At 33.8% G+C, this 20,933-nt stretch carries 14 protein-coding genes; 5 read left to right on the top strand and 9 right to left on the bottom strand.

The features are described 5' to 3' along the window. The first annotated feature begins 90 nt into the window (after nucleotides 1-90). A complete protein-coding gene (locus IEW40_RS03590; RefSeq protein WP_188616709.1) occupies nucleotides 91-2,883 on the top strand; it encodes a SusC/RagA family TonB-linked outer membrane protein in 2,793 nt (930 codons plus the stop codon). A gap of 12 nt (nucleotides 2,884-2,895) precedes the next feature. Continuing rightward, complete coding sequence (locus IEW40_RS03585) at nucleotides 2,896-4,263, top strand: RagB/SusD family nutrient uptake outer membrane protein (RefSeq protein ID WP_188616708.1); 1,368 nt, start codon at nucleotides 2,896-2,898, stop codon at nucleotides 4,261-4,263. A 126-nt stretch (nucleotides 4,264-4,389) separates the two neighbouring features. Here IEW40_RS03585 and acs read toward each other — a convergent pair whose 3' ends face one another. From acs to IEW40_RS03540, 9 genes are all read right to left on the bottom strand, one after another. Further along, a complete protein-coding gene (gene acs / locus IEW40_RS03580; protein ID WP_188616707.1) occupies nucleotides 4,390-6,297 on the bottom strand; it encodes an acetate--CoA ligase in 1,908 nt (635 codons plus the stop codon). A gap of 27 nt (nucleotides 6,298-6,324) precedes the next feature. Next, complete coding sequence (locus IEW40_RS03575) at nucleotides 6,325-8,217, bottom strand: acetate--CoA ligase (RefSeq protein ID WP_188616706.1); 1,893 nt, start codon at nucleotides 8,215-8,217, stop codon at nucleotides 6,325-6,327. 35 nt (nucleotides 8,218-8,252) lie between these two features. Continuing rightward, nucleotides 8,253-8,618, bottom strand: a complete 366-nt coding sequence (locus tag IEW40_RS03570) for a response regulator transcription factor (protein ID WP_188616705.1) — start codon at nucleotides 8,616-8,618, stop codon at nucleotides 8,253-8,255. Further along, a complete protein-coding gene (locus IEW40_RS03565; protein ID WP_188616704.1) occupies nucleotides 8,615-11,287 on the bottom strand; it encodes an ATP-binding protein in 2,673 nt (890 codons plus the stop codon). Before IEW40_RS03565 ends, IEW40_RS03570 begins: the two co-directional genes overlap by 4 nt. Beyond that, nucleotides 11,280-11,474, bottom strand: a complete 195-nt coding sequence (locus IEW40_RS03560; RefSeq protein WP_188616703.1) for a hypothetical protein — start codon at nucleotides 11,472-11,474, stop codon at nucleotides 11,280-11,282. The genes IEW40_RS03565 and IEW40_RS03560 overlap by 8 nt, the downstream gene beginning before the upstream one ends. A 62-nt stretch (nucleotides 11,475-11,536) precedes the next feature. Next, complete coding sequence (locus IEW40_RS03555; protein ID WP_188616702.1) at nucleotides 11,537-11,764, bottom strand: DUF6814 family protein; 228 nt, start codon at nucleotides 11,762-11,764, stop codon at nucleotides 11,537-11,539. A gap of 124 nt (nucleotides 11,765-11,888) precedes the next feature. Next, nucleotides 11,889-13,472, bottom strand: a complete 1,584-nt coding sequence (locus IEW40_RS03550) for an MFS transporter (RefSeq protein WP_188616701.1) — start codon at nucleotides 13,470-13,472, stop codon at nucleotides 11,889-11,891. A gap of 34 nt (nucleotides 13,473-13,506) precedes the next feature. Then, complete coding sequence (locus IEW40_RS03545) at nucleotides 13,507-14,775, bottom strand: DcaP family trimeric outer membrane transporter (RefSeq protein ID WP_188616700.1); 1,269 nt, start codon at nucleotides 14,773-14,775, stop codon at nucleotides 13,507-13,509. Nucleotides 14,776-14,870: 95 nt separating this feature from the next. Continuing rightward, nucleotides 14,871-15,290 carry an IS1/IS1595 family N-terminal zinc-binding domain-containing protein gene (locus IEW40_RS03540; RefSeq protein WP_188616699.1) on the bottom strand — a complete coding sequence of 140 codons (420 nt, stop codon included), beginning with the start codon at nucleotides 15,288-15,290 and terminating at the stop codon, nucleotides 14,871-14,873. Nucleotides 15,291-15,515: 225 nt separating this feature from the next. Here IEW40_RS03540 and IEW40_RS03535 point away from each other — a divergent pair, with 225 nt between their 5' ends. From IEW40_RS03535 to carB, 3 genes are all read left to right on the top strand, one after another. Beyond that, nucleotides 15,516-16,415, top strand: coding sequence for an aspartate carbamoyltransferase catalytic subunit (locus tag IEW40_RS03535; RefSeq protein ID WP_188616698.1), 900 nt, complete (start codon nucleotides 15,516-15,518; stop codon nucleotides 16,413-16,415). Between the two features lie 177 nt (nucleotides 16,416-16,592). Continuing rightward, on the top strand, nucleotides 16,593-17,675 hold the full coding sequence (gene carA / locus IEW40_RS03530) for a glutamine-hydrolyzing carbamoyl-phosphate synthase small subunit (RefSeq protein WP_188616697.1): 1,083 nt from the start codon (nucleotides 16,593-16,595) through the stop codon (nucleotides 17,673-17,675). Between the two features lie 63 nt (nucleotides 17,676-17,738). After that, the gene (gene carB / locus IEW40_RS03525; RefSeq protein ID WP_188616696.1) at nucleotides 17,739-20,918 is read left to right on the top strand and encodes a carbamoyl-phosphate synthase large subunit; all 3,180 of its coding nucleotides are present in this window, start codon (nucleotides 17,739-17,741) and stop codon (nucleotides 20,916-20,918) included. Nucleotides 20,919-20,933: the final 15 nt, after the last annotated feature.

The following is a 20,933-nucleotide window of genomic DNA, read 5'->3' as shown; positions in this document are numbered from 1 at the left end:
TGTTAACAAACGTTCTAGTGATTTAGATTTTACTGTTAAAATTTTGTTAAAAATAAATTTATTACTAATATTGAAAAAATTTAATTTGATATGAGAAAAAACGTACTTAAAGTATCTGTTGCGTCATTATTTTTCATAGGAGTAGGTGTTTATGGTCAAAAAAAAGACACCATTGCTGCTGAGAAAAAAATAGATGAGGTAATAGTTGTAGGTTATGGAAAATCTACTAAAGCAAAACTCACTGATAATGTTGCAAAAATCAGTTCAGAGTCTATTAAAGAAATTCCAAACGCGAATTTCCAAAATACCATTGTAGGTAAAGCAGCGGGGGTAAGAGTTACACAAACCAATGGTAAATTAGAATCAGGTTTCAATATCAACGTAAGAGGGGCTGCAAGTATAAGTGCAGGAACAGATCCTCTTTATGTAATTGATGGGATTCCTATGATTAATAGAAATGAATCTACCAACGGAGCTGCTGTAAACCCATTAATTTCATTAAGTGCCACTGAAATTGAATCTATAGAAATTCTAAAAGATGCATCTTCGGCTGCTATTTATGGTTCTAGAGGTAGTAACGGGGTGGTATTAATCACTACCAAGACAGGTAAAAAAGGAAAACCAAGATTAAGTTTAAATTTATCTCAAGGTTTTAGTGCTCCTACAAACAAAGTAGAGTGGTTGAATGCTAAAGAATATGTTGAACTATTTTTAGAAGCAGGAAGAAACGTGGGTGATGAGCCTTTTGTAATAGGTAGATTAGATAGATATTCTAACAATACTGACTGGAGAAATGGAGAAATTAATACAGATTGGCATGATTACATTTTCAGAACAGGTTCTGTAAGAGATGCAGACTTTACAGTTTCTGGAGGTGATGAAAAGTATAACTACATGTTTACAGCTTCTAATAACGATACCGAAGGTATTATTAGAAAAAACGACATGGATAGAAATACAGCTAGATTAAATGTAAGTGCACAGGTTACCAATAAACTTAAATTGGGATTGAACTTAGGTTTTTCTAGAACAAGCATAGAAAGGGTTTCTAATGACAACCAATTTACCACACCTATGCAAGCGGTAGCATTAGCACCTATTTCGCCTGCTTTTGTAAATGGTGAACCTTTTGCTGGTACTACTTATGTAAACTTCTTACTAGCTGATAAATACGGTACTTATAAGACCAATATAAAAAGAGTTACTGGTAAAGTTTTTGGTGAATACAAAATAATTAAAGACTTAGCATTCAATTCTGATTTTGGATATGATTATTATTCTCAAAAAGAAAAAGAATACCAAGGTAGAAAATATCCGTTTATGTCAACCGATGGATATGCCTTTAACTCTAATGTAGATTCAGAAAACATTATTTTCTCAAATTATTTAACCTATAATCTTAATCTAGGAAGTCATCATGTAACCACAGTTGCAGGTATGGAATACAACAAAAATACTAGAGAATATACCAGCGTTACAGGTATTAGATTCCCTTCTGATGATTTTCAAAATATAGATAGTGCTGGTGAAGTAAATGCTGGTTCTGGAAACGTTACTGAATATGCATTTTACTCTTTATTCGGAAGAATCAACTATGATTTCGAAGGTAAATACCTTTTGAAAGCTTCAATTAGAAGAGATGGTTCTTCTAGATTTGGTGTTAACAATAGATATGGTATCTTTCCAGCATTTTCTGCAGGTTGGGTAATTTCTAAAGAAAATTTCTTATCTACTTCTAATACTATTTCTTTATTAAAGTTAAGAGCTAGCTGGGGTGAAACTGGTAATGCAGAAATTGGTAACTTCGCTTCTAGAGATTTATGGGGAGTTAATAACTACAAACAAATTCCAGGATTTATCTCTTCTCAACCGGGTAATGATGATTTGACTTGGGAAAAATCTTCACAATTTGACTTAGGTTTAGATTTTGGGTTATTCAAAAATAGAATTTCTGGGGAAATAGACTATTACAACAAAAAAACCAATGGATTGCTTTTCTACCAAAATGTACCATATACTACAGGATATTCTAATATCTATAGAAATATTGGAGACCTAAGCAACAAAGGTTTTGAATTTATTTTAAATACTAGAAACGTTGTTAAAGAAAACTTCTCTTGGGATACAAGTTTCAACATTGCAAACAATGACAATAAAGTAGTTTCGTTGCCAAATGGTAACCAAGATATTGTTAATGGTTTTGTAATTAGAAGAGTAGGAGAAAGACTAGATTCATTCTATTTAGTAGAATACGCAGGAGTAGATCCAGCAAATGGTGATGCTTTGTTTTATAAAAACACACTTTTAGCAGATGGTTCTAGAGACAGATCTACTACAAATGACTACTCAGAAGCGAGTAGAGTAATTGCTGGAAACTCTGCACCAACTTGGATTGGAGGTATTACCAATAATATCGAGTATAGAAATTTTGATTTTTCATTTACTTTCCAAGGTGAATTTGGAGCTAGTATTTATAATGCAGCAGGAAGATTCCAATCTACAAGTGGTGATTGGTTTGATAACCAAACTAAAGACCAAATGAACCGTTGGCAAAATCCTGGTGATATCACAATGGTGCCACAAGCAAGGCTAGATGGAGCAAACGGAACTCAAGAATCTACAAGATATTTAGAAAAAAGTGATTTTGTGAGATTGAGAAATATCAGTTTAGGTTATACCTTTAATAAAGGTCTTATGGAATCTATAGGAGTAAGTAAACTAAGAATCTATGTTTCTGCTATTAATGCGCTTACCTTTACTAATTATAAAAACGGATACGATCCAGAATCTAGATCAGATACTTCTAGAGGTGGTGGTGGTTCTACTTTCTACTCTGCACCTCCAGCTAAAACAGTAACTTTTGGTGTAAACGTTAATTTCTAAATTTTAAAAAAAATGAAAAATATAAAATATTTATTATTAGGTCTTTCAGTCGTTTTCTTGATGAATTCGTGCGACAAAGAATTAGATATAGACCCAGCACAAAGTATTTCTACAGACAAAGCAGTTTCTACTCCAGAAAATATTCAGAATATATTGGTAGGTAGTTACGGTCTATTACTAGATAGCTATATGTTAGGTGGAAGAACTCAGATTTATGCTGATCTTCTTGGGAACAACGTTAGCAGTTCTAATTATGTGAATTGGTACGGCACATATTCTCAATTGAGACAAATGAATGGTAAAACCATAACTTCTGACAATTCATATGTAGAAAATACTTGGGCTACAGCTTATAAACTAATTTTCCAAACCAATACTATTATAGATAATTTAGCAGTAGTTACAGATGCTTCTGATAAAGCTAGAATTGAAGGGGAAGCTAAGTTTTTAAGAGCTTTTAGCTACTATGAACTAGTTAAACTATATGGTAAAACATATGAAGCCGGTAAAACAAATACTCAACTTGCCGTACCTATTATGCTTTCTAGCAAAGTAGATTTTACTAAAGACCTTAATGTAGCTAGAAATACTGTAGAAGAAGTATATTCTCAAATCATAAAAGACCTAACCGAAGCGGTAAGTAAATTGCCTACTTCTAATTCTTATTATGCAGATAAGAATGCTGCTAAGGCACTTTTAGCTAGAGTTTATCTTCAAAAAGGAGATACTAAAAATGCAAGAGATTTCGCCAATGATGTTATAGAAAACGGAGGTTATTCTTTAGTTTCTGATTATACGAAAGCATTTAATACCAACGAAAATACATCAGAAGATGTTTTTGCTCTACATATCACATCTCAATCAGGATTTAATGACTTAAATTTATTCTATGCAGATGATATTTATGGTGGTAGAGGTGGTGATATTGCTGTAAGAAGTAGTTATACTGCACTTTTTGAATCAGCTGATGTTAGAAGATCTTTCTTTCATTTTAATATCTATGATGATAGACTTACAAGTAAATTTATCAATCAATTTGGTAATATTCACGTGGTAAGATTAGCAGAAATGTATTTGATAAGAGCAGAAGCTAATTTAAAAGAAGGAACTTCTATAGGAGCTACTCCAAGTGATGACGTAAATCTTGTAAGAACAAGGTCTGGCGCATCTACTCTTAGTTCTGTTACTTTAAACGATATTTTACTAGAAAGAAGAAGAGAATTAGGCTTTGAAGGATTTTTAGTACATGATATTAAGCGTACCAAAGGAGTTTTAGGAACAGGTTCTTGGACTTGGGATTCAGACAAACTAGTTTTCCCAATTCCATTGAGAGAAATGCAAGTAAACACCAAATTGGTTCAAAATCCTGGTTATAACTAAGATTATTAACCATATAAAAACTAAAACCAGCGGATTTTTTCGCTGGTTTTTTTGTTAGATGATTTTTACAAAAAAACCTCACTTTTTGTGAGGTTTTCAATCAATTTAAATTAACAATTTTATAATTTAGATTCTTTCATTTTTAATTTCATCTACAATTTCAGGGTTTAGAAGCGTAGTAGTATCTCCGAAATTACTGAAATCTCCTTCTGCAATTTTTCTTAAAATTCTACGCATAATTTTACCAGAACGTGTTTTTGGCAATCCAGAAACAAACTGTATTTTATCTAATTTAGCAATAGGACCTATGGTATCAGAAATCAGCATATTGATTTCTTTTTTCAAATTTTCTTTATCTCGGTCTTCGCCAGATTCTTTTAGAATGACGAAACCATAAAGTGCATTACCCTTAATATCATGTGGGAATCCTACAATCGCAGATTCTGCTACTGCTGGGTGCAAGTTGATACTGTCTTCTATAGGCGCAGTTCCTAGATTGTGACCAGAAACAATGATTACATCATCCATTCTACCTGTAATTCTGTAGTAGCCTACTTCATCTCTTAGAGCGCCATCTCCTGTAAAATATTTACCCGGAAATGCCGTGAAATAAGTTTCTTTATATCTTTGGTGGTCTCCCCAAATGGTTCTAGCAATTCCTGGCCAAGGAAATCTGATGCAAAGAGCACCATCTACTTGGTTTCCTGTAATTTCGTTACGCTTCTCATCCATTAAAACGGGCTGAATTCCTGGCAATGGAAGCGTAGCATAAGTAGGTTTAGTAGGCGTAACAAATGGAAGCGGAGAAATCATAATTCCACCAGTTTCGGTTTGCCACCAAGTATCTACAATTGGGCTTTTTTTCTTACCAACGTGGTCGTTATACCAATGCCAAGCTTCATCATTAATTGGTTCACCTACAGAACCTATGACTCTAAGGCTAGATAAATCATGTTTTTCTACCCATTCTGAAGATTCTTTAGCCAAAGAACGAATAGCAGTAGGTGCAGTGTAGAATTGGTTAACTTTATGTTTTTCTATCACAGCCCAGAATCTATCAGGTTCAGGATAAGTTGGCACTCCTTCAAAAATTACAGTAGTTGCTCCGTTTAAAAGTGGTCCGTACAGAATATAAGAATGACCAGTAATCCAACCAATATCTGCAGTACACCAATAGATGTCATTTTCTCTATAATTGAATACATTCTTGAAGGTGTAAGCCGTGTAAACCATATAGCCAGCTGTAGTGTGAAGCATTCCTTTGGGTTTACCAGTTGAACCAGATGTGTATAAGATAAATAATGGATCTTCGGCATCCATAATTTTGGTTACAAAATCAGCAGAAGCTTTAGGATAGAAATCATCTAACAAGAAATCTCTACCTTCTTTAATTTTGATTTCAGTATTGGTTCTTTTTACCACTAAAACTTTTTCTACAGTTGGGCATTTTTCAGCAGCTTCGTCTATAATTCCTTTTAAGTCTATGGCTTTATTTCCTCTGTAGCTTCCGTCTGAAGTGATTATCATTTTCGCTTCGCAATCATTTACTCTAGAAGCAACCGCAGAAGCAGAAAATCCTGCAAAAATTACTGAATGCACGGCTCCCATTTTGGCACAAGCCAACATCGTAACTGCCAATTCTGGGATCATAGGAAGATAAATACAAACTCTATCCCCTTTTTTGATGCCCAATTCTGTAAGTACATTTGCCATTTTGCAAACTCTTTCGTGGAGTTCTTTATAAGAAATATGCTGTGCTTCTTCATTAGGATTATTAGGTTCCCAAATGATTGCAGTTTTATCACCTCTTAAGTTAAGGTGTCTGTCTAGACAGTTTTTAGTAATATTGAGTTTAGCCCCTTTAAACCATTCGATTTTGGCTTCTTCCATATCGAATTTTACTACTTTGTTCCACCTTTGATACCATACAAAATTTTCATCAGCTATTTTGTCCCAGAATTTTTTTGGGTCTTTGATGGATTTTTTGTATTGTTTAAAATAGTCTGGTAGATTGTCTATTACGTAATTTTTCATAATTATTTTTATATTTTTAAATTCAATTTATTTTCGGTATTCTAAAAATTTTTCTTCTAATTCTGTAATAATTGTTTCGTCATCTATGGTAGAAGGAATTTGGAACTCTTTACCATCTAGCATTGTTCTGATGAGTTTTCTCAATATTTTTCCGCTTCTGGTTTTTGGTAATCTTTTTACCACAACAATATTTCTGAGGCAAGCTACAGCACCTATTTTTTCTCTTACCAATGCTACCACTTCTTTTTCTAGATTTTCTTCTGTAATTTCAACTCCAGATTTTAGAACTGCCAATCCGAAAGGAATTTGACCTTTTAAATCATCATCTATACCTACTACACAGCATTCTGCTACATCTTTGTGCCCAGAAACTGCTTCTTCCATTTCTGCGGTAGATAACCTGTGACCAGCTACATTAATGATATCATCTACTCTTCCCGAAATGAAAACATAACCTTCTTCATCTTTAATAGCGCCATCACCAGAGAAATAATAACCCGGGAATTTTGCCAAATATCCGTAATGAAATCTTTCATAATCTCCCCAAATTCCTAGTAAAGCACCTGGAGGAAGCGGAAGTTTTATCACCAAATAACCTTCGTGGTGTGGTTCTAGTTCATAACCTTCTTCGTCAAAAATTTTAATATCATATCCCGGAACTGGTTTTCCTGCTGATGCGCGTTTTATTTCGGCAGTTTCTACACCTGGCATTAGAGATAGCATTGGCCAGCCAGATTCTGTTTGCCACCAATGGTCAATAGGTGTAATTCCTACTTTTTCTTCGTACCAATCTAGTGTGGCTACATCACATCTTTCGCCAGCTAAAAATTGAGTTCTAAGGCTAGAAATATCATATTTTTTAATTAATTCACCATTTGGATCTTCTTTTTTTATGGCTCTAATTGCAGTAGGAGCGGTAAACATTACAGAAACTTTGTGCTGTTCTATAACGCGCCAAGTAGTACCAGCATCTGGAGTCATAATTGGTTTTCCTTCGTAAATGATAGAAGTATTTCTATTGAAAAGTGGACCATAAATGATAAAACTATGACCAACTACCCAACCAATATCTGAAGCAGCCCAAAAAACTTCGCCTTCATTTACTCCATATATATTTTTCATAGAAAATTTAAGAGCAGTAGCGTATCCACCAGTATCACGAATTACTCCTTTCGGTTTGCCCGTAGTACCAGAAGTATAAAGAATGTACAAAGGATGCGTAGAAGCTACAGGAACGCAATCTACATATTCTGATTTTTCTAACAATTCTTGAAAATTGGTGAGTTGAGGTTCGTTTTCCCAATCTACTTTATTACCCCAAAGTTGGCGGTCAAAAACCACTATATTTTCGGGTTTATGAGCAGACATTTCATATGCTTCTTTTACAAAAGGAAGATATGGAACTCTTTTTTTAACTTCTACACCAGCGCTAGCAGTGATGAGTACTTTTGGGTTACAATCATCTATTCTAATGGCCAATTCGTGAGGTGCAAAACCTCCGAAAACTACAGAATGTGTAATACCTAATCTGGCACAAGCTAGCATAGCATACGCAGCCTGAGGAATCATTGGCATATAAATAATAGCCGTGTCTCCTTTTTTAAGACCTAGAGATTGTAAACCTCCAGCAAATTTCGAGACGTTTTCTTGCAATTCTTTGAAGGTGATTTTCTGGATGGTTTCTGTAACCGGAGAATCATAAATATAGGCTACTTGGTCTCCATATCCGTCTTCTACGTGTTTATCTACGGCGATATAACAAGCATTAAGCTCGCCATCAGCAAACCAGATAGGGTAGTTGTGTTCTCCTTCAGAGAGAATATTTTGAGGTTTTTTGAACCATTGAATTTTTTCGGCTTGTTCTGCCCAAAATAGTTCCTTGTTTTCAATACTATTGAGGAACATTTTATGCGCTTTCATTGTGTAGGTGTTTTAGGTTAATATGTAAATGATTGTTAAGTTTCTAAGAGTTCATCTATCTGTTGGATTAGTTTTTTGATGGAATAAGGTTTGGTAACGTATGCGTCTGCTCCCAAGCTCAATCCTTTTTCTATATCTGCAGGATTGGTTTTGGCAGAAAGGAAAACCACTTTACATTCTTTCAGTTTTTCTTGTTTTTTTATTTCTTGTATTGTCGTGTAACCATCTACATTGGGCATCATAATATCTAGTAGAATGATATCAGGGGTTTCTTCTTTCAGAAGTTCTAAAACTTCTGAGCCATCTCTTGCGATAAAAACTTCGTAGCCGTTTTTTCTAAAAGTGTACTCTAGCGTCATCACAATTTTGTGTTCATCGTCTGCAATTAAAATTTTTCTCATACTGCTTCATTTTTGTCATTATTCATTAATATGTTAATCGTTACGCCTATTTCTTTGTTTTCTGCGTAGATTTTTCCTTGGTGTGCGTCTATAATTTTTTTACAAATCGCCAATCCCAGTCCTGTACCAACTGGTTTTCTAATATTTTGATGTTTTGATTGATAAAATTTATCAAAAATAAGTTCTATATCTTCTTCGGGTATTTTTTTTCCTGTATTGAAAATTCCAATTTTCAAGAGATTATCTTTTTCTTGAAATTTCACTTGTATCATTCCACCTTCTTCTGTGAATTTATAGGCATTTCCTAAGATGTTTTGGAATACTTGAATAATTCTGGCTTCATCATAATAGAATTCATTGTCATTTAATAGATTGATTTCAGAATGATGAATGTTTTTTTGATGAAAAAGATGATAAATTGGTTTCAAAGCCTTGTGATAGGTTTCTATAATATTGTTTTTATTAATGTTAAGTTGTATCGTTCCAGATTCTAGTTTGTCTAGGTAAAGAATGTCATTGATGATTTCATTTAATCTATCGGACTCAGAAATAATATTTTCTAGAAAATCTTTTTTAATTTCGGTAGGTATGTCATCATCATCTAGCAAGATTTCTCCAGCAGCTCTTATGGCGGTAATAGGCGTTCTTAGTTCGTGGGTAACAGAATCTAAGAAATCATCTTTTTGCTTGTCTTTTTCAATTAAGCTGTAATTGGCAATTTGTAAGTCTTCAGAGAGTCTTCTCAGTTGTTTAGATTGTTCGGTAAGCTTTCTGTTTAGGGTAATGTTTTCTTTACTTTCTTCTAGAATTTTAAGAACTTCAGGAAGAGAAATTTTGTCTTCTTTGGTTACACCTTCAATCAAAATTTTAGCAGAAGCTGTACCTATTCTTCCTGAGAGAAGGTTTTCAGAAAATTTGATGAATCTAGAATCTGCAGTGTCGTTTTCATCATCAATATTATATTTTAGATTAAAAATTTTGAGGGCTTGCTTCGTCTTTTTATCCCCCAAAAATCTTACTAAAATTTTTCTAATGTCAGACACATTGGCTTTACCTTTCCAGATGTATGCGCCTTCGTGATTTTGGATGTATCTATTGATATCTACATAGATTTCGGCATAGTTTCTTTCTCTATAGTTTCCTTTAGAACTTACAGAAATAATGGTGAAAACAGTAGCATTTGCCAATAAACTCCAAAAGAAAACCTGTGGAATAGTTTCTAAATATGGAATTTTGAAAAATTGTAAAATTCTATATTGATTGATTGCCAATTCTGGATTGATAGCCTTTAAATACTGAGGAATAATAAGGTTGATATAGCATATTAAAATTCCTAAAATAAGACCAATTACCGCTCCTGTATAGGTGCCTCTTCTCCAAAAAATAGCTCCGAAAAATGAAGGCGCAAGCTGTGCAATCAATACAAATGAAACCAAACCAACAGAAAAAAGCGATGATTCTAGAATTAAATATTTGTAAAAAACAAATGCTGTTATAATGAGTAAAAAAATACTTACTTTTCTGATGTTTACAATATTCTTATTGTTAAAAGTATCATTTTTTGTTTTGAAAGTATCTATCCAACCGTACGGAATGATTACGTTGTTTGATAGCATAATAGACAGTGTAACGCTAGAAATAATAATCATAGATATACTGGCACTTAATCCTCCTAAAAACACAATGACTGAGATTAAAATACTTCCGAATTTTTGAGGAATAAGAATAGGGAAAAGTTCTGGATTTAGATTTTGCCCAAGAAATAAAATTTTGCCTCCCCACGCAATCGGGAATACAAATAAATTGAAAATCAATAAGTATAAAGGAAATACCCAAATTGCAGTTTTCAAATGATTTTCTTTTCGGTTTTCTATAATGGTCGTGTGGAACTGTCTTGGTAATAAAAAAATAGCGGTCATAGATAACATAGAAGTAAGCATCCAATTGAAACTTCCTTCAAGACCGTTAAATGAATTTCTTTGGGTGAAATCTGGTAGATTCTTAGCTTTTTCATAAATATCATCAAAACCATTGAAAATTCCGTAGGTTACGAAAATCCCAAGAATGGCAAAAAAGATAAGCTTAAGGAAGCTTTCTACCGCAACCGCAGAGATAATTCCTAATCTTTTTTCTGATGCATCTACATATCTAGTGCCGTAATAAGATGAAAAAATAGCAATTAAAAGCACTACATAAGTTGCCGTATCTGTAAAAATATTACTTGGGTTTTCTGATTTGGTAACCAAGTGAAAAGTGTCTGATATGGCTTTAATCTGAAGACCAATATAAGGTATAATCGCCAAAATACACACCACGGAAATAATAGCTCCGAAGGATCTGCTGTTGCCGTATCTCAACGAAATAAAATCTGCAATAGAACTTATTTTGTTCACTCTTGATATTCTAATAATTTTAGAATTAATGACAATCCAAGCAGGAATAATGATGATAGGGCCAATGTAGATGGCAAGATATTCTAATCCTTGGTTAGCCGCTACACCTATGCTCCCATAATACGTCCAAGCGGTGCAATAAACCGCAAGAGATAATGAATAAACATAAGGATTATTTGCCCAAAAATTACTTTTTTTCTTCTCTGCCCAAAAAGCAATGAAGAAAAGAAGCGCCAAATAAAGCATAATGATTACAAATAATTCTATATTATTCATCGAATTTTTTGAATATTACAAAAGAAAAAACTACTGATAAAAACCAAACTCCGAAAATGTAAATGTAGATTAATGGAAGACCAAAATAGTTTTCAATTTTATTAAACAAAAGCAAAACTGGTGCATTGAATAATACAAAAAGTATTACACTTAGAATCACCAATTTTTGCTCGTGTCTTTTTTTCATAATTATTAATTAAAAAGATGGTCGATAAGAGAATACTTCAATTATCAACCATCTATAATCATCTATTTTTTGTTTGCAGAATACTCACCATTTAGCGAATACCAACCGAAAACGGCTAATCCGCCTACTACAATTGGCATTAATATAAATACGATGATAATACCAAAAACTAGGTCTTCTTGTTTTTCAGATGTGATTTTAGGAATTCCTAAAACTGTAAGTCCGAAGTATGCTACTGCTGCTGCCAAAGCTAGCCAAACAATACCTAATATTTTTTTTATTGCGTCCATTTTTTTGTTTTTTAAAGTTAATGAAAATTTTTAAAATTTTGTTGGGTGATTGAAGTTGGGTGCAGGATGCTTTTCTAGTGTTAAATTTTTTACTTCTATTATCTAAAATCCATCACCCATCAAATTAATCTTCTACATTTCTGTCTTTTCCGTCTAGATAAATCATTCCTATGATTAAACAAACGCCTGCAACTACAATTGGATACCATAAACCTTGCAGGTAATATTCAGGATTGCCGGCATCTTTAGCAGAAGTTACTAAGTAAGTTGCTACTGCTGGTAATAGTCCTCCGAAAACGCCATTACCAATGTGATATGGTAAAGACATAGAAGTGTATCTGATTCTGATTGGGAACATTTCAACTAAAAATGCTGCAATAGGACCATAAACCATTGTTACAAAAACTACTTGTATAAAAACCCAGAATGCAAGCATCCATTTTGTATGGCTATCTACGGTTTTGGTGATTTTAGTTTCTACTTTTTCTTTGCCTTTATCATCTAGCATTATTTTTCCGTTGTCTAAATGTTTGGTAACAATTTCTTTATAAGCAGCGCCATCTGCATAGAACTTTTGAGTCGTGTAGACAGAATCTACTTTTGTGCCTTCTAGTACTTTAGCAGTAGCTTCTTTGGTTGTTTTTTCTGTTAATTCTTGTTTAGTAGAATAATCTCCTAGTTTAAACATTTTATCATAAATAGGTCTGTAAGATAATATGGCAATCAACATCCCGGCCATCATTATGGTTTTTCTACCCACTTTGTCTGATAGCCAACCAAAGAATATAAATAAAGGAGTAGCTACAAAAAGCGAAGTTGCCATCAGAGAATCTACTTGTGCAGAATCTAAGTTCATTACTTTTTGCATAAAAGACATGGCGTAGAACTGACCAGTGTACCAGATTACCCCTTGTCCCATTACCGCTCCAAATAATGCCAATAATACGAACTTGAAATTATATTTATTTCCGAAAGATTCTTTTAATGGATTGGTAGATGTTTTTCCTTCCTTTTTAGCCTTTGCAAAAAGTGGAGATTCTTTCATGTTTTTTCTAATGATGTAAGAAACACCTACCATCAAAATAGAAACCCAAAACGGAACTCTCCATCCCCAATTGTCAAATTCTTCGGCAGTCAGAGAAGATTTAGTCACTAAAATTACAATTAAGGAAACGAAAAGTCCTATAGTAGCGGTAGTTTGGATCCAAGAAGTCCAATATCCACGTCTATTAGGCTGAGAATATTCTGCTACATAAGTTGCAGCACCACCATACTCTCCACCGAGTGCTAGGCCTTGTAATAATCTTAACAATAATACAAGAACTGGCGCCATAAATCCTATGGTTTCATACGCAGGAATACAACCGATTAAAAAAGTAGAAAATCCCATAATTAGTAAGGTTACCAAAAAGGTATATTTTCTACCAATAAGGTCGCCTAATCTTCCGAAGAATAATGCTCCGAATGGTCTTACTACAAATCCCGCTGCAAATGTTGCAAGCGTAGATAAGAATGCTGCGGTAGGATTATCTGCTGGGAAAAATTTAGTAGATAATACTACTGCCAAACTTCCGAAAATATAAAAATCATACCATTCGATCATTGTACCTAATGACGAAGCCATGATTACGCTCCAGATGGTACTGTTTTTTTTGCGTTCTTCTACGTACGCATCGTGTTCTGCTTGAGAATTAAATTGGTGGCTCATAATAATATTTTGTTTTTTAGAATTATTGTTTTATTTAGAATGAATAAGTTGCACTTACTAATGCACGGAAATTTCCCACGTTTTCTTTCGCTGAAACTACTTTGGCAGAAGAATCCATAGCGCCCCAAGTAGCACCAGTGTATTCTAGTTCTGGGGTAAGTTTAAATTTATTTTCTTTGAAATCTACTCTTGCAGATACTCTCCACACATTGTCTATGGCTCGGGTTGTTCCATTCAGTCCTCTCATATACAATGCTTTGTAGCCTGAATTAGAAAGCCCATTATTTTTAGAATAACCAGCAAATAATCCCGGAGCGATTTTAGATTTATTACTTGCAATATCTACCCAAAATGCGGTTGTTTTGGTTGGTTTGTAAGAATCTATTCCGTTTGAATTGGCATAACTACCATAACCTCCTAACATGACAAGGTGAGTAAGGTTTCCTCCAGAGATACCATAGAGTTTGGTTACTATGGCTTCATTTGCGTATTTGAAATACCCAAAAACGGTAGTCGAATTTAGTTTTTCATCAGAAGCTAGACCACCAGATTCTATTACAGGTTTTAAGGATTGATATTCTGCTCCTAATCCTGCAATTATTTTTTTGTTTTTGAATTGAAATTGACCGTGCAGAGTTGGTACAGAAGAATTGAAAGTAGGTGCGTTTGGTGCAGTTCCACTAACAGAAGAAGCGGTGAATTCTCTATCTTTATAAGCTACTAAGTCAAAAGATAATTGTTCTGATATTTTTTGTCTGAGTCTAATTTGACCTGCCCAACCAAAAGGATTAAACATAATTCCTGTGTTGAAATTGGCGACACCTGGGAAAACCTCTGGAACAAAAGTAGGGTACCAAGTTTGCCCTAATGTGAGAGATGTTTTAGCCCAATCTAGTTTTATGGTTGCATGTCTAAGTCTAAAAAGTCCTATGCTTCCAGTTCCTGAAGCTGCAGCATTAACTTCTGTATTCCCAAAAAAATCTCCTTCTAAGTTTCCAGAAATTTTAGCTTTGAAAACGTCGGGTCCTTTAAATTTTACGCCTAGTCTAGAAACTACAGATAAAAAATTGCTAGAACCCGTTGCGTTTTTGTCTTCGCCGTTGGCATCTTTTGCTACATCTAGAGGGTAAAGATTGAGTTGGTATTCTCTTACATAAGCAGATTTTCTAGAATCGAAAATATAATCTGCTCTCGCATAGCCATAGAAATTGATATCCCATTCCTTTGGTTTTTCTTGTCCATACATTATACTGCAAAATATAAATGATGCAATTACAGTAAGGATTGGTTGAGTTTTCTTCATAATTTATAACAGTTTTTTGTGATTTTAACACAGCTAAACTGATAATAAAAAAAACTCTATAAAAATTTTGTATATATTTTTGTTAATAGGTATAGTTATTTTTTGAAACGTTCCCATTTTATGAGCATAAACTTGTCTCCAAATTCTGTAATGATGAGTCCACTTCCTTTTAAATTTTCTTCTTTTTCTATATATTCTGCTAGTTCTTTCTGCTTGAAAACCTTATATGTAGCATGGAAATCTGAATGTGGAGGTTTCTTGATGTTATATTCTTTAATCCATGAACTTATAGTTACATGTGAAATCCCCAAAATACGCTCTATTTCTCTCAAGCTTAAGCCTTCTAGATAAAGCTGAAGTGCCTTGGTGACATAGTAATCATCTATCTTTTTACCTATTTTATTAACCGTAAAATAATAGTTGCAATTTCTACAGAAAAACCTTTGTTTGCCTTTTACAACGCCACTTTTTACTATTTCTGTGTTTTCGCATTTTGGACAGCAAGAAATTTTCATATATACTTTTTTAGCAAAGATATACTAATTTTGCAATTAAAATGTTAAAGAAAAATAATTTTTTATAAAAATTTTGGAAGCATTTACTTTATATGTATATTTGCAACAATGAAACTAAAAGGTTACATATCTATAGTAAATATCGGTTTTCAAACCGTTACAATAATATTTTTTTAATCAAACGAAGTCGTATCGGCTTCGTTTTTTTTTATATTTTTTTGAGTTATGATTAAATTATCAAGATTATCCACAGATAGCATTTCTGGCATTCTCTCAGAAGCTCTAGATTTTGCTAATGGAAAAGTAGTAAAAGCAAAAAGTGACGTTTTTGTTGCTAATTTATTTTTTGAAGATAGTACAAGAACTAAAGTTAGTTTTGAAATTGCCGAGAAAAAATTGGGTTTACATCTTGTGCAGTTTGATGAGAAAAAAAGCTCAATTAATAAAGGAGAAACTTTGCTAGATACCATAAAAACGCTGGAAGCAATTGGTATTAATGTTGCGGTTATTCGCCATCAACAAACAAGGTATTATGATGAATTAAAAGACGCTAGATTGGCATTAGTAAACGCTGGTGACGGAGTAGGGCATCATCCTAGTCAAGCTATTCTAGATTTAATGACTATTAAACAAGAATTTGGAGATTTCAAAGGATTAAAAGTTGGGATTGTAGGTGATGTAAAACACAGTAGAGTTGCCAATTCTAATGCAGATACTTTAAGAAGATTAGGCGCTAAAGTATATTTTTCTGGTCCTGTAGATTGGTTTGATGAAGCTATGTTGGTTAATGGTACTTATCTTTCTTTTGATAATTTATTAAAAGAAGTAGATGTGTTGATGATGCTGAGAATTCAACACGAAAGACATCAAGAAAAAATGAAATTAACTGCTTCAGAATATCTCAAAAAATACGGGTTAACAAAAGAACGCGAGAAAAAAATGAAGCCTAATGCCATTATTATGCATCCAGCACCTATTAATAGAGGGGTAGAAATAGATGGTGATTTGGTAGAATGTAAGAGAAGTAGGATTTTCAAGCAAATGAGCAATGGCGTCTATGCGAGAATGGCGATATTGAAATACGTTTTAGAAAAGCAATCATTTGAGTTTGAAGAAATAAAATAATTTCAAAAAATGAGAGTGATGCTCTCATTTTTTATATCATAGAATTTGTAGAAATTTATAAAAATATAAAAATTACTGTTAAATTTATTTATTTAGATTTTTTATCTTTTTAAATTTAATTTTTTGTAATTTTGTTTAGGTTTTTTAATTAAAATTAGATAAATCTTAAAAGTAATAATGAAAAGTAAATTAGTTTTAGAAACAGGAGAAGTTTTTGTGGGAGAAGGCTTCGGTATAAATCACGAAACAGAGGGTGAAGTGGTTTTTAATACCGGAATGACTGGTTATCAAGAATTGATGTCAGATCCTTCTTATTGTGGGCAAATCGTTTGCATGACCTATCCATTAATTGGGAATTATGGTATCAATAGAGACGATTTTGAAAGTATAGAGCCTGCCATTAAAGGTCTTATTGTAAAAGAACTTTGTGATTTCCCTTCTAATTTTAGAAGTCAAATGTCATTAGACGAATTATTCAAAAAAAGAAATCTTACCGGTATTTCAGGTATAGATACTAGAAGACTTACTAGAATCATTAGAAATAAAGGAGTAGTAAAAGGTAAAATTGTGAGTTTTGATACAGATACTGAAACGGTAATTCAAGATTTGAAATCTAAAAATTTTCCAACCAATCAAGTAGAGCAGGTTTCTACAAAAACACCATATTCTGCGCCAGGAAAAGGCTTCAAAGTAGTTTTGGTAGATTTTGGCTCTAAGCTAGGTATCATCAGAGAACTTTCTAAAAGAAATTGTGATATTATAGTGGTTTCTCAAGATACTTCTGCTGAAGAAATCCTTCTCATGAAACCAGACGGAATTATGCTTTCTAACGGGCCTGGTGATCCGCAAGATGTACCTCATGCTCAAGAAATGATTAGAAGCTTATTAGGCAAAGTTCCGATTTTTGGGATTTGTTTAGGGCACCAATTAATTGGCTTAGCTTGTGGTGCTAAAACTTACAAATTAAAATTCGGACATAGGGGAGGTAATCATCCTGTTTTAGATTTAAAAACCAATAAAGTGGCCATCACTTCTCAAAATCACGGGTATGCAATAGATGAAGAATCTCTAGCCAATACAGATTTAGAAGTTACACATATAGCTCTTAATGATAGGACAAACGAAGGGATAAGGCACAAAATTCATCCTTGCTTCTCAGTTCAGTACCATCCTGAAGCTAGCCCTGGTCCTGAAGATGCGAATTATCTATTTGATGATTTTATCAATTTGATGGAGGGTTTCAAAGCTAATCATAATTAAGAATTTTAAAATAACTCATAAATCTTAGAATTTCGGATTTCCGAAGTTCTCAACAATATAAAAATGAAAAGAAACGATATAAAAACCATACTTGTAATTGGTTCTGGGCCAATCATCATTGGTCAAGCTGCAGAGTTTGATTATGCAGGAACTCAGGCTTGCCTTGCTCTTAAAGAAGAAGGTTACAAAGTAATTTTGATCAATTCGAATCCTGCTACGATTATGACGGATAAAGAAATTGCAGATAAAGTTTACATAGAGCCTATCTCTTTACCTTTTGTAAGTCATATCATCAGAAAAGAAAGACCAGATGCGCTTTTGCCTACTTTGGGCGGACAAACAGGCCTTAATATGGCAGTAGAATTGCAAAATTCTGGGATTTTAGAAGAATGTGGAGTTGAGGTTTTAGGAACCAAACTTTCTGCCATCAATCAAGCGGAAGATAGAGAACTTTTCCGTGCTTTGATGAGAGAATTGAATGAGCCTGTGCCTGATTCTGATATTGTAAATGATGTGCAAGGTGCTTTAAATTTTGCAGCAGAAATTGGCTATCCTGTAATCGTTCGTCCTGCTTTTACAATGGGAGGTACAGGTGGCGGAATTGCCAATAATGAAACAGAATTAAAAGAAATTACCGCTAATGGTCTTAAATATAGTCCTGTAAATCAGTGTCTTATTGAAAAATCAATTGCGGGTTTCAAAGAAATAGAATACGAGGTAATGCGAGATGCAAATGACAATGCTATTGTGGTTTGTAATATGGAAAACATAGACCCAGTTGGGGTACATACCGGAGATTCTATTGTAGTAGCGCCTTCTCAGACACTTTCAGATAGAGAATATCAAATGTTGAGAAATGCTTCCCTCAAAATTATCAGAGCTTTAGGAATAGAAGGCGGTTGTAATGTGCAATTGGCTCTAGATCCTCATTCTTTTGATTATTATATTATTGAAGTAAATCCTAGAGTTTCTCGTTCATCTGCTTTGGCAAGTAAAGCTACGGGTTATCCTATCGCAAAATTGGCGGCAAAAATTGCAGTAGGTCTTACGCTAGACGAAATGCTAAATCCTGTAACTGGTAAAACGTATGCTTGTTTCGAGCCAGCTTTGGACTATGTGGTAACCAAAATTCCTAGATTTCCTTTTGATAAATTCGAGCATGGTGACAGAAGACTTTCTACTCAAATGAAAGCTACGGGTGAAGTAATGGCCATCGGAAGAACTTTTGAAGAATCTTTAATGAAAGCTATTCGCTCTTTAGAAACTGGTATTCAGCATTTTGGTCTTAAATCTAAACAAGCAGCTGCACTTACCGAAGAGGAAATTGAAAGAAGAATAAGAGTATGTGATGACGAAAGATTATTTATCATAGGTGATGCGCTTAGAAGAGGATATGATTGGGAAACTATTGTAGAATGGAGTAAAATCGATAAATTCTTTGTTTGGAAATTCAAAAAACTAGTTGATTTCGAAAAAACAATTTCTGAGAATAAATTCAATAAAGAAGTTTTACTTCAAGCCAAAAAATTAGGTTTTTCAGATATTAATATTGCACATCTTTGGGAGACTGACCACAGAGAAATTTTTAAATTCAGAAAAGAAAACGGAGTGATGCCTGTCTATAAAATGGTAGATACTTGCGCCGCAGAATTTGAAAGTGAAACCCCATATTTCTACGGTTCTTACGAAGAGGAAAATGAAAGCATTGTTTCTGATAAAGAAAAAGTAATTGTTTTAGGTTCTGGTCCTATCAGAATTGGACAAGGTGTGGAGTTTGATTATGCAACCGTACACTCAGTTTGGGCAATTAAAGAAATGGGTTACGAGGCGATTATCATCAATAATAATCCCGAAACAGTTTCTACAGATTTCTCTATTTCAGATAAATTATACTTCGAACCTCTTACGGAAGAAGATGTAATGAACATCATAGAGCTAGAAAAACCAAAAGGGGTAGTAGTTCAGTTTGGCGGACAAACCGCTATCAACCTTGCAGATAAATTAGCAGCGCACGGTGTACAGATTTTAGGAACTTCTTTAGAAGACTTAGATAGAGCTGAAAACCGTGATAAATTCGAAAAAGCGTTACAAGAATTGGGTATTCCTCAACCGAAAGGAAGCACTTGTTTCAATAAAGAAGATGCATTGGTTATTGCTAGAGAAATAGGTTTCCCAGTTTTGGTAAGACCAAGTTATGTTTTGGGAGGTAGAGCTATGGAAATTGTATATGCCGAAGAAGAATTGGCGAGATATATGGAAACTGCGGTTGATGTAAATCCAGAGCATCCTATTCTTATCGATAAATATATGATTGGTAAAGAACTAGAAGTAGATGCAATTTGTGATGGTGAAACGGTGGTGATCCCAGGAATTATGGAACACATCGAAAGAGCAGGAGTGCACTCTGGAGACAGTATTGCAATGTATCCTCCGCAAAATATTTCTGAAAAAGCCAATCAACAATTGATAGAATATACAGAAAGATTAGCAAGAGGTCTCAATGTGATTGGGTTAATGAATATTCAATATGTACTTTTCGAAGATGAGGTCTATGTAATTGAGGTAAATCCGCGTTCGTCTAGAACGGTTCCATTTCTTTCGAAAATTACGGACGTTCCTATGGCGAATCTCGCTACAAAAGCAATTTTAGGCGCAAAACTGAAAGATTTAGGTTATGAAAACGGGTTAGTTCCAATTAAGGAAGGGGTTTATGTAAAAGTTCCGGTTTTCTCTTTCTCAAAATTAACGAAAGTTGATATTACCTTAGGCCCAGAAATGAAATCTACGGGCGAAGTAATGGGTAAAGATTTAACCTTAGAAAAAGCTTTGTATAAAGGTTTGGTAGGTGCTGGTAGAAAAGTTCCACTTCATGGGGCATTTTTATTTACCATTTCTGATAAAGATAAACCAGAAGCGGCTGCTTTGGCAAAAAGATTGTTTGATATGGGCTTCAGAATTTGGGCTACGGAAGGAACTGCACAATATTTTAATGAACGAGGTATAACAACCAAAATTGGTTATAAAATAGGTGAAGAAGATGTAAATTTAATTGATTTGATCCAAAAAGGAAAAGTACAATACGTAGTAAACACCACCAAATCTGGAAAGCAATCTGAAAGAGATGGTTTCCAAATCAGAAGAACTTCTGTAGAAAATGGGGTACCATGTCTCACTTCTATGGATACCGTAGCTGCTTTGGTAAAAGTAATAGAAAGTATGAACTTTAAAATGGAAGCTATGTAAATCTACTTTGTCAAA

This window comes from Cloacibacterium rupense (genome assembly GCF_014645495.1).
GTDB classification, from domain to species: domain Bacteria; phylum Bacteroidota; class Bacteroidia; order Flavobacteriales; family Weeksellaceae; genus Cloacibacterium; species Cloacibacterium rupense.
Note: the sequence above shows the minus strand (reverse complement) of the source record. Positions and strands in the feature narration are given on the sequence as shown.